11 protein-coding genes and 1 pseudogene are annotated in these 13,332 nt (G+C 63.5%); 5 read left to right on the forward strand and 7 right to left on the reverse strand.

The genetic code is table 11. The features are described from left to right. The first annotated feature begins 37 nt into the window (after positions 1–37). The 3 genes from EOA13_RS02190 to EOA13_RS02200 all read left to right on the forward strand — a co-directional run bounded on the left by EOA13_RS02190 (position 38) and on the right by EOA13_RS02200 (position 3,590). On the forward strand, positions 38–1,555 hold the full coding sequence (locus tag EOA13_RS02190) for an alpha/beta hydrolase (protein WP_127289287.1): 1,518 nt from the start codon (positions 38–40) through the stop codon (positions 1,553–1,555). Between the two features lie 178 nt (positions 1,556–1,733). Continuing rightward, complete coding sequence (locus EOA13_RS02195) at positions 1,734–2,621, forward strand: DMT family transporter (RefSeq protein ID WP_127289289.1); 888 nt, start codon at positions 1,734–1,736, stop codon at positions 2,619–2,621. Between the two features lie 60 nt (positions 2,622–2,681). Next, on the forward strand, positions 2,682–3,590 hold the full coding sequence (locus EOA13_RS02200; protein ID WP_127289291.1) for a DMT family transporter: 909 nt from the start codon (positions 2,682–2,684) through the stop codon (positions 3,588–3,590). Positions 3,591–3,757: 167 nt separating this feature from the next. On the opposite strand, the gene EOA13_RS02205 is transcribed toward EOA13_RS02200, so the two are convergent. Beyond that, positions 3,758–4,615: a LysR substrate-binding domain-containing protein gene (locus EOA13_RS02205; protein WP_127289293.1), complete on the reverse strand. Its 858-nt coding sequence runs from the start codon at positions 4,613–4,615 to the stop codon at positions 3,758–3,760. A 113-nt stretch (positions 4,616–4,728) separates the two neighbouring features. Here EOA13_RS02205 and EOA13_RS02210 point away from each other — a divergent pair, with 113 nt between their 5' ends. After that, positions 4,729–5,136 carry a 4-oxalocrotonate tautomerase family protein gene (locus tag EOA13_RS02210; RefSeq protein ID WP_127289295.1) on the forward strand — a complete coding sequence of 136 codons (408 nt, stop codon included), beginning with the start codon at positions 4,729–4,731 and terminating at the stop codon, positions 5,134–5,136. A 124-nt stretch (positions 5,137–5,260) separates the two neighbouring features. Further along, positions 5,261–7,483 (forward strand): AMP-binding protein, encoded by a 2,223-nt coding sequence (locus tag EOA13_RS02215; RefSeq protein ID WP_127289297.1) that lies wholly within the window; start codon positions 5,261–5,263, stop codon positions 7,481–7,483. Positions 7,484–7,707: 224 nt separating this feature from the next. Here the strand turns inward: EOA13_RS02215 and EOA13_RS02220 are convergent, their stop codons facing one another. The 6 genes and pseudogenes from EOA13_RS02220 to EOA13_RS02245 all read right to left on the reverse strand — a co-directional run bounded on the left by EOA13_RS02220 (position 7,708) and on the right by EOA13_RS02245 (position 13,247). Continuing rightward, positions 7,708–8,454: a phosphatidylcholine/phosphatidylserine synthase gene (locus tag EOA13_RS02220; RefSeq protein ID WP_224621703.1), complete on the reverse strand. Its 747-nt coding sequence runs from the start codon at positions 8,452–8,454 to the stop codon at positions 7,708–7,710. Positions 8,455–8,529: 75 nt separating this feature from the next. Further along, a complete protein-coding gene (locus EOA13_RS02225) occupies positions 8,530–9,228 on the reverse strand; it encodes a phosphatidylserine decarboxylase (RefSeq protein ID WP_127289299.1) in 699 nt (232 codons plus the stop codon). A gap of 282 nt (positions 9,229–9,510) precedes the next feature. Next, positions 9,511–9,858: an antibiotic biosynthesis monooxygenase gene (locus EOA13_RS02230; protein ID WP_127289301.1), complete on the reverse strand. Its 348-nt coding sequence runs from the start codon at positions 9,856–9,858 to the stop codon at positions 9,511–9,513. A gap of 106 nt (positions 9,859–9,964) precedes the next feature. Then, complete coding sequence (locus EOA13_RS02235) at positions 9,965–11,845, reverse strand: ABC transporter ATP-binding protein/permease (RefSeq protein WP_127289303.1); 1,881 nt, start codon at positions 11,843–11,845, stop codon at positions 9,965–9,967. Between the two features lie 70 nt (positions 11,846–11,915). Further along, complete coding sequence (locus EOA13_RS02240) at positions 11,916–12,248, reverse strand: metalloregulator ArsR/SmtB family transcription factor (protein WP_127289305.1); 333 nt, start codon at positions 12,246–12,248, stop codon at positions 11,916–11,918. Positions 12,249–12,315: 67 nt separating this feature from the next. Beyond that, positions 12,316–13,247 (reverse strand): annotated as a pseudogene (locus EOA13_RS02245) (LysR family transcriptional regulator). Positions 13,248–13,332: the final 85 nt, after the last annotated feature.

The raw sequence follows: 13,332 nt of genomic DNA on the forward strand, positions 1-13,332 counted from the left end.
GCCATACCTATGCGGGAGTCGTTGTCGCGGAGTCATCATGCCGGTCAAGCTGAAACTGATCTGCCTTATCCTGCCGATGCTTGCCGTCCTGGCGCAGCCCGTCCTGGCTGAAACAGCGGAGCGGCCGGCGCCCTCGGGCGGCGTTCTGTCCCTGCTGCCGCCGCCGCAGACAACCAACCATTCGATCACGCTGGCCGGAAGCAAGCTGGATTACCAGGCAAAAGCCGCCACCCTGTCGCTGCTTTCCGGCAAGGGCGACGTCACGGCGGAGATCTTCTATGTCGCCTACACGCTGGAGCCGCCGGCAAGCGGGGCCAAAGGCCCGCAGCGGCCGATCACCTTCGTGTTCAACGGCGGCCCTGGAGCAGCGTCCGCCTATCTGCATATCGGCGCACTCGGTCCACGGATAATCGCGACGGGAGCCGACGGGGAATTCCTGCCGTCACCGCAAAGACTGATCGACAATCCGGACAGCTGGCTCGACATGACCGATCTCGTCTTCGTCGATCCGGTGGGAACCGGCTATAGCCGCGAGGCACCGGGGCAGGACACGCGCGATTTCTGGGGTGTCAACCAGGATGCCAGCTCGATTGGCGCCTTCATCCGGCTCTATCTCGCGCAGAACGGCCGCACCGGCTCGCCGCTGTTCCTTGCCGGTGAAAGCTATGGCGGGTTCCGCGCGGCGCTGCTCGCCAGGACATTGCAGGAAGATATCGGCATCAGTCCGAACGGCATCGTGCTGATCTCCCCGGCGCTGGAGTTCACGCTGGTGCAGCCCGACGAATTCGAGCCGCTGCATTGGGCGCTCGAACTGCCTTCACTGGCGGCGGTGCGCCTGCGCGCCGAAGGCGTCAGCGGCGATGCATTGCGGGAGAAGCTGGCAGACGTCGAACATTATGCGATGGGCGATTACCTTACGGCGCTCACCAGCGGACTGGAGCAAGGCAGGCGGCTGGCCAGCCAACGCGTGGCTGACATCACCGGCCTGCCGCTCGACCTGGTGCAGCGGAACTCCGCCCGCATTCCCACCGGCCTGTTCGCAAGGGAGTTCGCCCGCGCCAGCGGCAAGGTGCTCAGCCCCTATGACGCCACGATCGGCACGGCCGACATCGCGCCCGAGAGCGCCCGCATCGCCGGCCCGGATCCGGTGCTCGACCGCAGCGTACCGGCGCTGACGTCGGCTTTCGTCGGCTATATCCGCGACGAACTGAATTTCCGCACCGATGTCAGCTATCGGCTGCTCAATGGCGAAATCAGCCACAATTGGGACTACGGAACCAGCGCGTCACGGCAAGGCTATGCCGGCGTGATGGACGATCTGCAACGGGCACGCTCGCTGAACCCCTCGCTCGGCGTCGTGATCGTCAACGGCTACACCGACCTGGTCACGCCTTACCTCGCCTCGCGCTACCTGGTGAACCAGATCCCGTCGCTCGCCAATGCCAAGCCTATCCGTCTCGATGTCGTCGAGGGCGGGCACATGATGTATTTCCGATCCGATGGTCGGCGCGCCCTGAAAGAGGCCGCTTCGGAGCTTTACCAGGCGACGCAATAGGCTTGGCGACAGTGCAACCCGCCATGGACCCCTGCCCCAACATAAGCACCGGGCTGGCGTAGCGCCGCAGCGATTTTCGCCCGTATAGCTTGGTGCCAAGGGAGCTGAATTCACAGCTCCCTTGTGTCGCTCCTCACAGCATTTCTGCCGCTCCGGCAATTTTGGTCCCACGCGCCTTATGGCTGATATCGCCATTCTCGAAACACGCGAGCGGGTTCTTGCAGGCATCCTGCTGACCGGTGCGGCCTATCTGCTGTTTTCGACACAGGATGCTTCGATCAAGCTACTGGTCGTCGGCATGAGCGTCTGGCAGATCATGTTCTTCCGCAGCATCACCATTCTGGGTGCGTGCGCGGCGATCGGCGGACGACAGTTGTTTGCCGACACGATGCGCTCGCCGATCGTGCGGCCGATGCTGTTGCGCAGTGCCTTTACGCTTGCTGCGTGGCTCTGCTACTACAACGCGGCGCGCAGCCTGCAGCTCGCCGAACTGACCACCGTCTATTACGCGGCCCCAATCATTGTCACCGTGCTTTCGGTGTTCCTGCTCGGCGAAAAGGTGCCGATGCTGCGCTGGCTGGCGGTTCTCATCGGCTTTGCCGGTGTCTTTGTCGCCTGTGATCCGACCCATCTCGGCCTGTCCGTGCCGGTGCTGCTGGTGCTGGCGGCCGCCTTTTTGTGGGGCATCGCCATCGTGCTCTTGCGCAAAACCGCCCTTGCCGAGCGCTCGATGATCCAGCTCCTGCTCAACAATTTCTATTTCCTGCTGTTTTCGGCGGTGCCGGCGGTGCTCTGGTGGCAGACGCCAAACCTGACGCAATTGCTGCTGCTTGCCAGCGTCGGCGCACTCGGCGGCCTGGCGCAGTATCTTCTCTTCGAGGGCATGAAGCGCACACCGGCCTCGGTGCTGGCACCGCTGGAATACACCTCGCTGTTGTGGGCATTCGCGCTCGGCTTTGCGATCTGGGGCGACGTGCCGCGTCGCGAAGTGTTCCTGGGCGCTGCGCTGATCGTCGCCGCCGGCCTGTTGATCGTCGGCACCGAGCATTTCCGCAAACGCCTATGATGTGCATGGCCATGACTGCTGACACTACGATGTCAGGACCATGCGGCGTAGGCTGGCGACATGACTGAGATTGCAGCTACCATCGACACCGCCGCGGAGCGTACGCTCGGCATCATCTTGGTGTCGTCCTCGGCGGCCGTCTTCGGCCTCACTGGCGTTCTGACAAAATCGATCCATGCCGACCCGCTGACCATCATCTGCTGGCGCGGCTTCGTCGGCTCGATCCTGGTCAGCCTCTATGTGCTGTGGCGGCGCCACCGCTCCGGCGGGCGTGATAGCCTGCGGCTTGGCTGGCGCGGCTGGCTGCTGGCGGTGGAAGGGGCTCTCGCCAGCATCGCTTTCATATCAGCATTCAAGTTCACCTTCGTTGCCAATGTCGCCGTCATCTATGCCACAGCACCTTTCGTCACCGCGCTGCTGGCCTGGGTTCTGACGCGCGAACCCTTCCGGTTGCAGACGATGGTCGCTGCCGCCGTGTCACTGTGCGGCGTGGCGATCATGGTCTGGTCCGGCTTCGGCACCGGCAATCTGTTCGGCGACGGACTGGCACTGCTGATGACCATCGGCAGCGGCCTCTACATGATCATGGTGCGCGCCTTCCGCGACACGCCCGTGGTGTGGGCCGGTGCGGTTTCGGCCTTCCTGTTGTTCGTGCTCGGCTGGTTCGTCACCGATCCGCTGGCTGTTTCGCCAAGGGACGCCGTTCTGCTCGCCACTTTCGGCGCGTCCTTCGCGCTGTCCTCGATCCTGTGGACGGAGGGCGCGCGACTCATCCCGCCGGCCGAATCCGGGCTGCTCGGCTCGGCCGAAGTGCCGTTCGCGATCCTGTTTGCCTTCCTGTTCCTGGGCGAGATTGCACCAGCCGCCAGCATGATCGGCGGCGCCATCGTGCTGTGTGCGGTGTTTGCGCATGCGGGGCGGGATTGGCTGATGGCGCGCTCGCAACGCATGGCGTCAAATATTTCTTAAAAAAGTGACACAGTCACGGAACCATCATCGTGGTCAGGCATTATGAGTGAGACGGGCCATCCCCAAGTCCCCCCAAACCCCTCGGCCCGTCCTACTCCAAGCCGACCGTAAGGTCGGCTTTTTCTTTGCCGCTTGGCGACCGCAAGGTCGGTTTTTTCTTTGGGCATTCAGCCAGCCGACAAGGCAAGGTTGCCGCTGAGCAGTGTCGCCAGGTCGCCCGCCGGACCATCGGCACCGGCGCGCAGCCGGATCGCGAATTCAGCCATTGGAACTTGCGGCAGGCCAAGCTCGCGCGGCGCCTCGACTATGCCGGAATGGGCAAAGCGGGCCGTTCGCAGCGTCAACGCGACACCGGCATTCACCGCCGTGCGCAGGCCGGCCAGACTGGCACTGCCGGCAGCGATGCGATAGCGGCGGCCGGCCGCATCGAGCGCGGCAAGTGCCGCTTCGCGAAAACCGCAATATGGATCGAGCAGCGCCAGCGGCAGTTCTTCCTGCCGCGAGGCCAGCCCTTTCTGCGAACACAGCCATATCATCGGCTCACGCAGCACGCCGACTTCGTCAGAAGCCGCAGGCTGACGCATGACGATCGCCAGATCGAGGCCGCCGGACTGCAGCGCCTGCGCCAGTTCGGCGGAACGGCCGACCCGCAGTTCGATCCTGACGCGCGGATGGCTGCCGGCGAAGGCACGCAGCAGATCCGGCAGGCCGCTGTCGGCGAAATCCTGTGTCGTGCCGATGGCGACGCGTCCGGCAGCGCGGGCGCCCTTAAGCGCCAGCCATGCCTCGCGATGGGCGGCAAGGATCCGCCTGGCATGGCCGACGAGGTCTTCGCCTGCAGGGGTCAAGCCGCGCCCTCGCCCTTGCGGCGCCAGCAGCGGCTCGCCGACGATTTCCTCCAGCCGCTGCATCTGGGCGGTCACCGCCGAGGGCGAACGTGCGACGCTTGCAGCCGCCTTGGCCAGTGAGCCGCTGTCGACGAAAGCTAGGAAGGTTCGGAGCAGATCGGGATCCAGCGTTTCCATACTTCGATCTAATCGAATCTTCAGTTAAAAACAATTCGATTTTTTTGATCGAAAGATGGTGGCATGATTGTTTCAACGGCGATCGGACGCCGCTCAAGCCAAGGAGAAGAAAAATGCCCATCATCAACATCAGCGTCACCGGCAAACCTGACGCGGCTCTTTCCGCTCGCATCGCAAAGGAGGCCACCGAAATCACCGCGACGCAGCTGCGCAAGGACCCGACGATCACGGCAGTTGCCGTGTCCTACGTCGATCCGCAGCACTGGTTCGCCGGCGGCAAGTCGCTTGCCGAGCACGGCACCAACACGTTCTGGCTTGATATCAAGGTGGTCGACGGCACCAATACCAAGCTTGAACTGGAGGCCTATCTGAAGGCGATCTTCGCAGCCTTCGGCGGTCTGCTTGGCGGCGTGCATGAGGAGAGCTACGCCTTCGTGCATGAAGTGCCGGCAGCCGCTTACGGCTATGGCGGCAAGACGCAGGAATTTCGTTTCATCAGTGGACGGCTGCAGGCGGCATGAGAAGCAGCTTCCCGCACCAAGGGAAGCAAAAGCTCCGCATTGACCTTGCTCCCACATCGTCTAGGTTCTGGCCGACACGGCCGCAAAGAGCCGAGATGCTAAAAAACGTTGGGAGAGACGCGGCATGATCCTGACACTGGCGCTGCTTGCGGGTCTTGTTCTGGCCTGGCTGCTGATCGGCGTGGCGGAAAAATTCCGCCTCGGCCTGCGCTTCACCCAGGCGCTGCTCTATGTGCCGTTCAAGCTCGCCTACCGGATCGGAGACAGCCGCATCCGGGTCGCCCGCAAGGCGCAGGCGCCAGTCATCTACGTCATCTCGCATCAATCGCGCTTCGAGCCGGCGCTGATGCTGTCGCTGCTGCCGGAAGACACGCTGCATATTCTCGATGAGGTCTCGGCGCGCTCGCCGTGGCTCGAACCTTGGCGCGAGCTTGGCCGTACCATCGCCTTCAACGCCGAACATGTCTTCGTCAGCCGCCGGCTGGTGCGCGTGCTCAAAGGCAAGGGCCGGCTCGCCGTCTATCTGCCTGATGCGGTCGAGCCCGACGTCAAGACGTTTCGGTTGTTTCGTGCCGTCACCCGCATCGCCATGCAGGCCGATGCCAAAATCGTGCCGATCTTCGTCGGCGGCGCGCGCAGCCTGCCGGTGTCGTTGACGCCAGCGGACAAGGCACCACGGCAATGGTTTCCGCAGCTGTCGATCAGCGTGCTGGAGCCGATGACCATCGCCGAGCTGGTGGCGCGCAACCCCGACCAGGCCTCGAACACCAATGCGCTGTTCGACCGTATTGCCGAAGCCCGGCTTTTCGGCACCGACCTCGATCGTGGCCTGTTCCTGGCGATGCGCGATGCCGCCGACCGCGTCGGCGCTTCACATCCGATCATCGAGGACGTCATCTCGGGTGCGTTGAGCTACCGCAAGATGTTCATCGGCGCCCGCGTCCTGGGCAGGCGCTTCGAGGCCGTCACGGCGCCGGGCGAAGCGGTCGGTGTGATGCTGCCCAACGCCAACGGCGTCGTGCTGTCGATCACTGGCCTTCTGTCGGCCGGCCGGGTGGCGGCGATGATCAACTATACGGCCGGACCGGCGAGCGTCACCGCTGCCGTGCGCACGGCGGTGATAAGAACCGTGATTTCGTCCCGCGCCTTCGTCGAAAAGGCCGACCTTGCCGATATCGTCGCGGCGGTCGAAAAGGGCGGCGCCAGGCTGCTTTGGCTGGAGGATGTGCGGGAAAGCGTAACCACATTGGACAAGCTTGCCGCCGCCTTGCTGTGGCGCTGGCCGCTGCAGCGACAGGATGCGGCCAAGCCGGCGGTGATCCTGTTCACCTCCGGTTCGGAAGGCACGCCGAAAGCGGTCGTGCTGTCGCACAAGAACCTTTACGCCAACGCCATGCAGGCCGAGGCGCGGATCACCATCTCGCCCGCCGACATCCTGCTCAACGTGCTGCCGGTGTTCCATTCGTTCGGCCTGACGGGCGGCACCATCCTGCCGCTGGTCACCGGAGTAAAACTGTTCCTCTACCCCTCGCCGCTGCACTACAAGATCATTCCCGAGGTCGCCCGCAAGGTGAAACCGACCATCATGTTCGGCACCGACACGTTCCTCGCCAACTATGCGCGCACCGCCAAGGACGGCGATTTTTCCAGCCTGCGCTTCGTCGTCGCCGGCGCCGAAGCGGTGAAGCCGGAAACCCGCCGCGTCTATCGCGAGCGCTTCCAGGCCGAGATCATCGAAGGGTTCGGGCTGACAGAGGCGGCACCGGTGGTTGCCGTCAACACGGCAATCCATGGCCGCGACGGCACGGTCGGGCGGCTGCTGCCGGCCATGCGCATGAAGCTGGAGCCGGTCGAGGGCATCTCCGACGCCGGCCAATTGTGGCTCGACGGACCGAACCTGATGATGGGCTACATGACATCGGACCGTCCCGGCGAGCTACAGCCGCTGACCGGCTGGCACGACACCGGCGACATCGTTGCCGTCGACCGCGAAGGCTTCATCACCATTCGCGGACGCGCCAAGCGCTTCGCCAAGATCGCCGGCGAGATGGTGTCGCTGGGTGCGGTGGAGATGCTGGTGCAGTCACTGTGGCCGGAAGAGCACCACGCGGCTGTGGCCGTGCCTGACAAGAGGCGCGGCGAGCGCATCGTGCTGGTCACCACCGCCGACGACGCCAACCCCGACGAGTTGCGCAGATTCGGCAAACAGGCCGGTGCCGCCGAACTGATGGTGCCCAACGACATCGTCAAGGTCGAGGAAATCCCGGTGCTGGGATCCGGCAAGACCGACTATGTGTCGACGAGAAAGCTGGCGATCGACAGGCTGGGGCTCGGCGTCGCGGCGTAAATACCTCGCGGTCGTCATCCTAGGGCGAAGCAAGGAGCGAAGCGACGCGGCGCAGACCCTAGGATCCATTCCGTGACATTCACGTCACGCGCGGCCATTCAGAAGGCGACCGGCGCCAAGCGATTGCCAGTTCTCGTCCGTTGCGCTTTTTGGCTGAGGTCACGGCATGGATCCTAGGGTCTTCGCAACGTCGCTTCGCCCTAGGATGACGAAAGCGTAGGGTTCTAACCTATATCCGAAGGCGGCACCTTCTCGCCCTCCAGCTTGGCGCGCTTCGAATAGGCGCGCACGCTGAACGGCAGGAAGATCAGGTAGCCGGCAACCGAAGCGGTCAGCGTGTACCAGGGGTAGGTCATCAGCAGGAGTACGTAGAGCACGACACCCAGGATGATCGGCAACACCCTGTCGCCCGGGATTTTCAGGCTCTTGCCGGAATAGACAGGCAGCCGGCTGACCAGCAGGAAAGCGACCAGGATGGTGAAGCCGGTGGCGACGAAGGCTGCTGGACGACTGGGCTCCAGACCTGTGCGCAGGAAATAGAGATAAAGCGGCAGCATCACCAGCACGGCGCCAGCCGGCGCCGGCACTCCGACGAAATATTCGGACTGCCATATGGGGCGGTCGGCCTTCTCGTCATCGAGCACGTTGAAACGGGCGAGGCGCAGCCCGCAGGCGATGGCGAACAGCAGTGCCGCGATCCAGCCCGGCGAGCCGGCGCGGTCGAGCAGGAAGGCATAGAGCACCAGAGCCGGCGCCACGCCGAAATTGACGATGTCGGCCAGCGAATCCATCTGAGCGCCGAATTTGGATGTCGCCTTCAGCATCCGCGCCAGGCGGCCGTCAATGCCGTCGAGGAAGGCTGCAAGCAGCACCATCACCACCGCCGGCTCGAAGCGGCCTTCGAAGCCGAAGCGGATGCCGGACAGGCCGGCGCAGATGGCAAGCACCGTGACCAGATTGGGCAGCACCATGCGCATCGGGATTTCGCGGATGCGCGGACCGCCGCTGGCATGGGCCTCGAACTTTTTGTATTGCGTGCCCACGGGTCAGGAAATCCGCACGAGGGGAGTGCCGGCGACACCGCCGAATTCGGCCAGCACCGTTTCGCCGCCGACCGCAGTCTGGCCAACGGCAACACGCGGCGTGGCGGCCAGCGGCAGGAACACATCGACACGCGAGCCGAAGCGGATCAGGCCGAAGCGCTCGCCAATGGCGATCGAACCGCCGGCCTCTGCCCAGCAGACGATGCGGCGCGCCACCAGGCCGGCGATCTGCACAGCCGCAACCGTGCCGTTGGGGCTCTCGATGACCAGGCCGTTGCGCTCGTTCTCGGTGCTGGCCTTGTCCAGTTCGGCATTGAGGAATTTGCCCGGCCGGTGTTCGATTTTCGCAATACGGCCGCGCACCGGGGCGCGGTTCACGTGGCAGGAGAAGACGTTCATGAACACCGAGATGCGGGTCATCTCGGCATTGCCGAGGCCGAGTTCGCGCGGCGGCACGGCGGGTCCGACCGCCGAGACGATGCCGTCGGCGGGGCTGACCACCAAGCGGTCGTCGACCGGCGTGACGCGCTCGGGATCGCGGAAGAAATAGACGCACCAGGCGGTCAGGATAAGGCCGATCCAGAACAGGATCGAGGAGAAATAGCCGAGGAAAAGCGTTGCCGCGCCAAAGGCCGCGATAAAGGGATAGCCTTCGCGATGGATCGGTACGAACGCGTTCTTGACCGTATCGACAAGGCTCATCGGGCTGAGGCGGGCTCCGTTTCAATTGCGGCCTCAATAGCCGAAAGCCCCCCTCGCCGCAACGCAACAATAGGGAAGGCCGTATTGGGTGCGCCGGCAGGGGTCGCGATCCGCTTGCCAGGTCGGTGTCGTTGTCGGCAGAATTCGGGACACCGACGGTCAAGGCGCCGGAAAAGGTTGCCCGTCCATGATCCCAAATCCGAAGGCTTCTGAAGCCCGCACCGGCCAGGTGCTCAGCGTCGAAGCGCCGGCACCTGGCATCGGCTGGCGGTAGCAGCCTTGCTACAGCCCGGGAACCCTCTGATAGTTGGCGATGTCGGCGCGAACGCCGAGCCGGGCGATCGTCTCCTGCGGGTTGAAGGGGATGCGCTCGTGCGCGGCCTTGACGATCGGCACGACCTTGTCGACGGCCGCCTGGCTTTCCCATTCGACGATGGTGACGAGGTTGAATTCGCCCGGCCCGGAGAATTGTTCGAGCAGGAAGTCCTGAACGAAGCCCTGTTGCAGGCGCAGCAATTCATGCGTTGTGCTGACCTTGGCGAGTATCTCCTCGCGGGCAGCGGCCGGAACGACGAATTTGTCCACCCTGAACACGCTGCCACCGTCAACGTTCTGATTTGTCTTGCTCATTTCGATTGTTCCGTTCCTGGATCCTGGTGTTTTGGGCTCCAGGAACGGCCTACAATCTCAACTTAAGTTGAGGTCAAGCGCAAAAATCAACTCACACGCCGAACCTTCAATTCACCTCCGACGTCCGCCGGCGGACGATGACACCAAACTCGTCGCCCTCGCGGGCGATGCGTAGGCGCTCCTCGGCCTCGGTCGCCTCGCGCTGGCGGTCCCACATCGAGGCGTAGAGGCCATGCTTGCGCATCAGCTCGGCGTGCGTTCCACGCTCAGCGATCTGGCCGTCCTGCAGCACGATGATTTCGTCGGCCGTAATCACCGTCGACAGGCGGTGGGCGATGACGATGGTGGTGCGGCCGCGGCTGACCAGATCGAGCGCGGCCTGGATCTCCTGCTCGGTGTGGCTGTCGAGCGCCGAGGTCGCTTCGTCCAGCATCAGGATCGGCGGCGCCTTCAGGATGGTGCGGGCGATCGCCACGCGCTGCTTCTCGCCACCCGAAAGCTTCAGCCCGCGCTCGCCGACCATCGACTTGTAGCCGTCGGGCAGCCGCTCGATGAACGGGCCGATCTGGGCAAGTTCGGCGGCCTTCTGCATATCCTCCTCGCTGGCGCCGATGCGGCCGTAGCGGATGTTGTAGGCGATGGTGTCGTTGAACAGCACGGTGTCCTGCGGCACCATGCCGATCGCGCCGCGCAGGCTCTCCTGCGTCACGTCCCTGATATCCTGGCCGTCGATCAGCACCTGGCCGGACTGAACGTCGTAAAAGCGGAACAGAAGCCGCGAGATGGTCGACTTGCCGGCACCCGAAGGCCCGACAATGGCGACGGTCTTGCCGGCCGGCACCTCGAAGCTGATGCCCTTCAGGATCTTGCGGTTCGGATCATAGGAAAAATGCACGTCGCGGAACTCGACCTTGCCGGCACTGACCGCGAGTGGCCTGGCATCCGGCTTGTCGACGATCTCCTGCGGCACATCCAAAAGGTCGAACATCTGCTCGATGTCGGTCAGCCCCTGGCGGATTTCGCGGTAGATGAAGCCGATGAAATTGAGCGGCACCGACAGCTGCATCAGCATGGCGTTGATGAAGACGAAGTCACCGACCGTCTGCGTGCCGGCCTGCACTTCCAGTGCCGACATGCACATAACGATGACGGTGCCGAGGCCGAAGATGATGCCCTGGCCGAAATTCAGCCAGCCGAGCGAGGTCCAGATCCGCGTCGCGGCGACCTCATAGCGTGCCATGGAGCGGTCGAAGCGCTCGGCCTCCATGCCTTCGTTGTTGAAATATTTGACCGTCTCGTAATTGAGCAGCGAGTCGATCGCCTTGGTGTTGGCGTCGGTGTCGCTGTCGTTCATGTCGCGGCGGATCGAGATGCGCCAGTCGCTGGCGCGGACCGTGAACCAGACATAGACCCAGACGGTGACCGCGACGACGACCACATATTTCCAGCCATAGGTGTAGGCGAAGATGCCGGTGGTCAGCGCGAATTCGAGGATGGTCGGCGCCGTGTTGAGCATGATGAAGCGCACGATCGTCTCGATGCCCTTGGTGCCGCGCTCGATGATGCGCGACAGGCCGCCGGTGCGGCGCTCGAGATGGAAGCGCAGCGACAGTTGGTGCATGTGGACGAAGGTGCGGAAGGCGAGCTGGCGCACCGCGTATTGGCCGACACGGGCAAACAAGGCGTCGCGCAATTGATTGAAGCCAAGTTGCACCAGGCGCACGACATTGTAGGCGACGACCAGCATGACCGGCGCCAGCAGAAAACTCGGCAGCGGCGGCACCGATTTGGCGTCGCCGGCCAGCGCGTCGGTCGCCCATTTGAAGAAATAGGGACCGGCGACCAGCGTCAGCTTGGCGACGACCAGCAACAGCGTCGCCCAGGTGACCCGAGCTCTCAGATCGGCGCGATCCGCCGGCCACATATAGGGCCACAAATTGAGCAGCGTCTTGAAGGTCGAGGAATCGGAGACGGTTTTTTCGGCCATTTCTTGTGCCTTCTTCTTATGTCTTTTTGACCATGATCTCGTCCGAAAACCGGACCCCACATTTCGGGATCTAGCGGCCGGAGCAGCAGGAATTGACGAGCGCGGCCACCGATGCGGAAATATCGGCAAGTGCGGCACGATCGACCTCGTAGCGCGAGCGCTGACGGTCAGGTTCGAACCGGACCAGCCCGGCTTCGACCAGTATCTTCAAATGTTGTGACACAGTGGACTGCGCCAGATCGAAACGGTCGACGACCTCGCGGCAGCAGCAGGAGTTGCTTGCGGACAGGTATTTTAGGATTTCGATCCGAGCCGGGTGCGAAAGTGCTGCCAGCCGGGTGGCAACGGCTCGGCTGTCCGGGGCGCAGCCGGGTATACCTATTTCAGCTAGGGATTCGCTCATCCTCCATCGGCGATAAACGATGGTCGACGCTGCCGCAAGCTACTCTTCTGGGCAGAGCAGATAGCGGCTAACGCTGTGAACTGGACTTCTCGATCCCCGGGATGCCGGCAATTCGCTCAGCCAGGAAGTCGACCATCAGGCGAACCCTTGCAACACCCGCGCGCTCCGGGACAATCAGCATGTTCAAAGGGGCGGACGGCAGTGAATAATCATCCAGTATCGTCTCGAGCAGGCCCGCCGCCAAAAGATCGTCGACAAGCCATCGGTGAGCCGGTGCGACCCCTCGACCCGCGAGCAAAGCCTCGCGCGCGGCAAGCCCATGGTCGACACGCAGGCGCCCCGCGAAAGGCACCATATGGCGCTCGCCTCCGGCGCCCTGCAAGGCAAGAGTTTCACTCCCCGCCACGTTCGACATCCGGATACCCTCATGTCCAGACAGATCCGACGGGATAGCCGGTCTGCCTCGCTCCGCCAGATAATCCGGCGATGCCACGAGCAGGCGCCGCGACAGGCCGAGGCCTCGCAGCCTCAATGAGCTGTCGGTGAGCGGCCCCAACCGAAGCGCGATGTCGACACCTTCCCGGAGAGATCGACACGCTCATCGCTGAGGCTGAGGTCAACGCCGATGTCGGGATATCGGTCCTGAAAGTCGAAGATGAGTCGGCTGGTGTGCAAGACCCCGAAAGCGGCAGTACAGGATATCCGGACGGTGCCGGCCGGCGCGCCACGTGCGCCCCGCGCTTCGTCGCCGGCCTGCTCGACAAGGCGCAAGATCTGGACGCTGTTGGCATAGTACCGGCTGCCCTCGTCGGTCAGCGTGACCCGCCGGGTGGTCCTGCTGAGCAAAGGCGCACCCACTGCCTCTTCGAGTTCCTGCAGATGCCGCGTGACCGTCGATTGTCCGATACCCAGTTCACCGGCAACCAAGGACAGGTTGCCCCGTTCCGCAACGCGAGCGAAGGTGCGCATGCGTTCGAGGGTGATATCCGATTTATCCACTATTCGGCACAATCTTATGCATTACGGATATATAGCGGATTGTTTCGATATTGCCTAGCTAAGGGACCAGTTTTTCAATCCCCCG

This window comes from Mesorhizobium sp. M7A.F.Ca.US.011.01.1.1 (assembly GCF_003998295.1).
GTDB lineage: Bacteria > Pseudomonadota > Alphaproteobacteria > Rhizobiales > Rhizobiaceae > Mesorhizobium.

Coding starts and splice junctions, on each gene's coding strand:
- EOA13_RS02190 (WP_127289287.1), top strand. CDS start 38: ATGCCGGTCAAGCTGAAACTGATCTGCCTTATCCTGCCGATGCTTGCC.
- EOA13_RS02195 (WP_127289289.1), top strand. CDS start 1,734: ATGGCTGATATCGCCATTCTCGAAACACGCGAGCGGGTTCTTGCAGGC.
- EOA13_RS02200 (WP_127289291.1), top strand. CDS start 2,682: ATGACTGAGATTGCAGCTACCATCGACACCGCCGCGGAGCGTACGCTC.
- EOA13_RS02205 (WP_127289293.1), bottom strand. CDS start 4,615: ATGGAAACGCTGGATCCCGATCTGCTCCGAACCTTCCTAGCTTTCGTC.
- EOA13_RS02210 (WP_127289295.1), top strand. CDS start 4,729: ATGCCCATCATCAACATCAGCGTCACCGGCAAACCTGACGCGGCTCTT.
- EOA13_RS02215 (WP_127289297.1), top strand. CDS start 5,261: ATGATCCTGACACTGGCGCTGCTTGCGGGTCTTGTTCTGGCCTGGCTG.
- EOA13_RS02220 (WP_224621703.1), bottom strand. CDS start 8,454: ATGGTGCTGCCCAATCTGGTCACGGTGCTTGCCATCTGCGCCGGCCTG.
- EOA13_RS02225 (WP_127289299.1), bottom strand. CDS start 9,228: ATGAGCCTTGTCGATACGGTCAAGAACGCGTTCGTACCGATCCATCGC.
- EOA13_RS02230 (WP_127289301.1), bottom strand. CDS start 9,858: ATGAGCAAGACAAATCAGAACGTTGACGGTGGCAGCGTGTTCAGGGTG.
- EOA13_RS02235 (WP_127289303.1), bottom strand. CDS start 11,845: ATGGCCGAAAAAACCGTCTCCGATTCCTCGACCTTCAAGACGCTGCTC.
- EOA13_RS02240 (WP_127289305.1), bottom strand. CDS start 12,248: ATGAGCGAATCCCTAGCTGAAATAGGTATACCCGGCTGCGCCCCGGAC.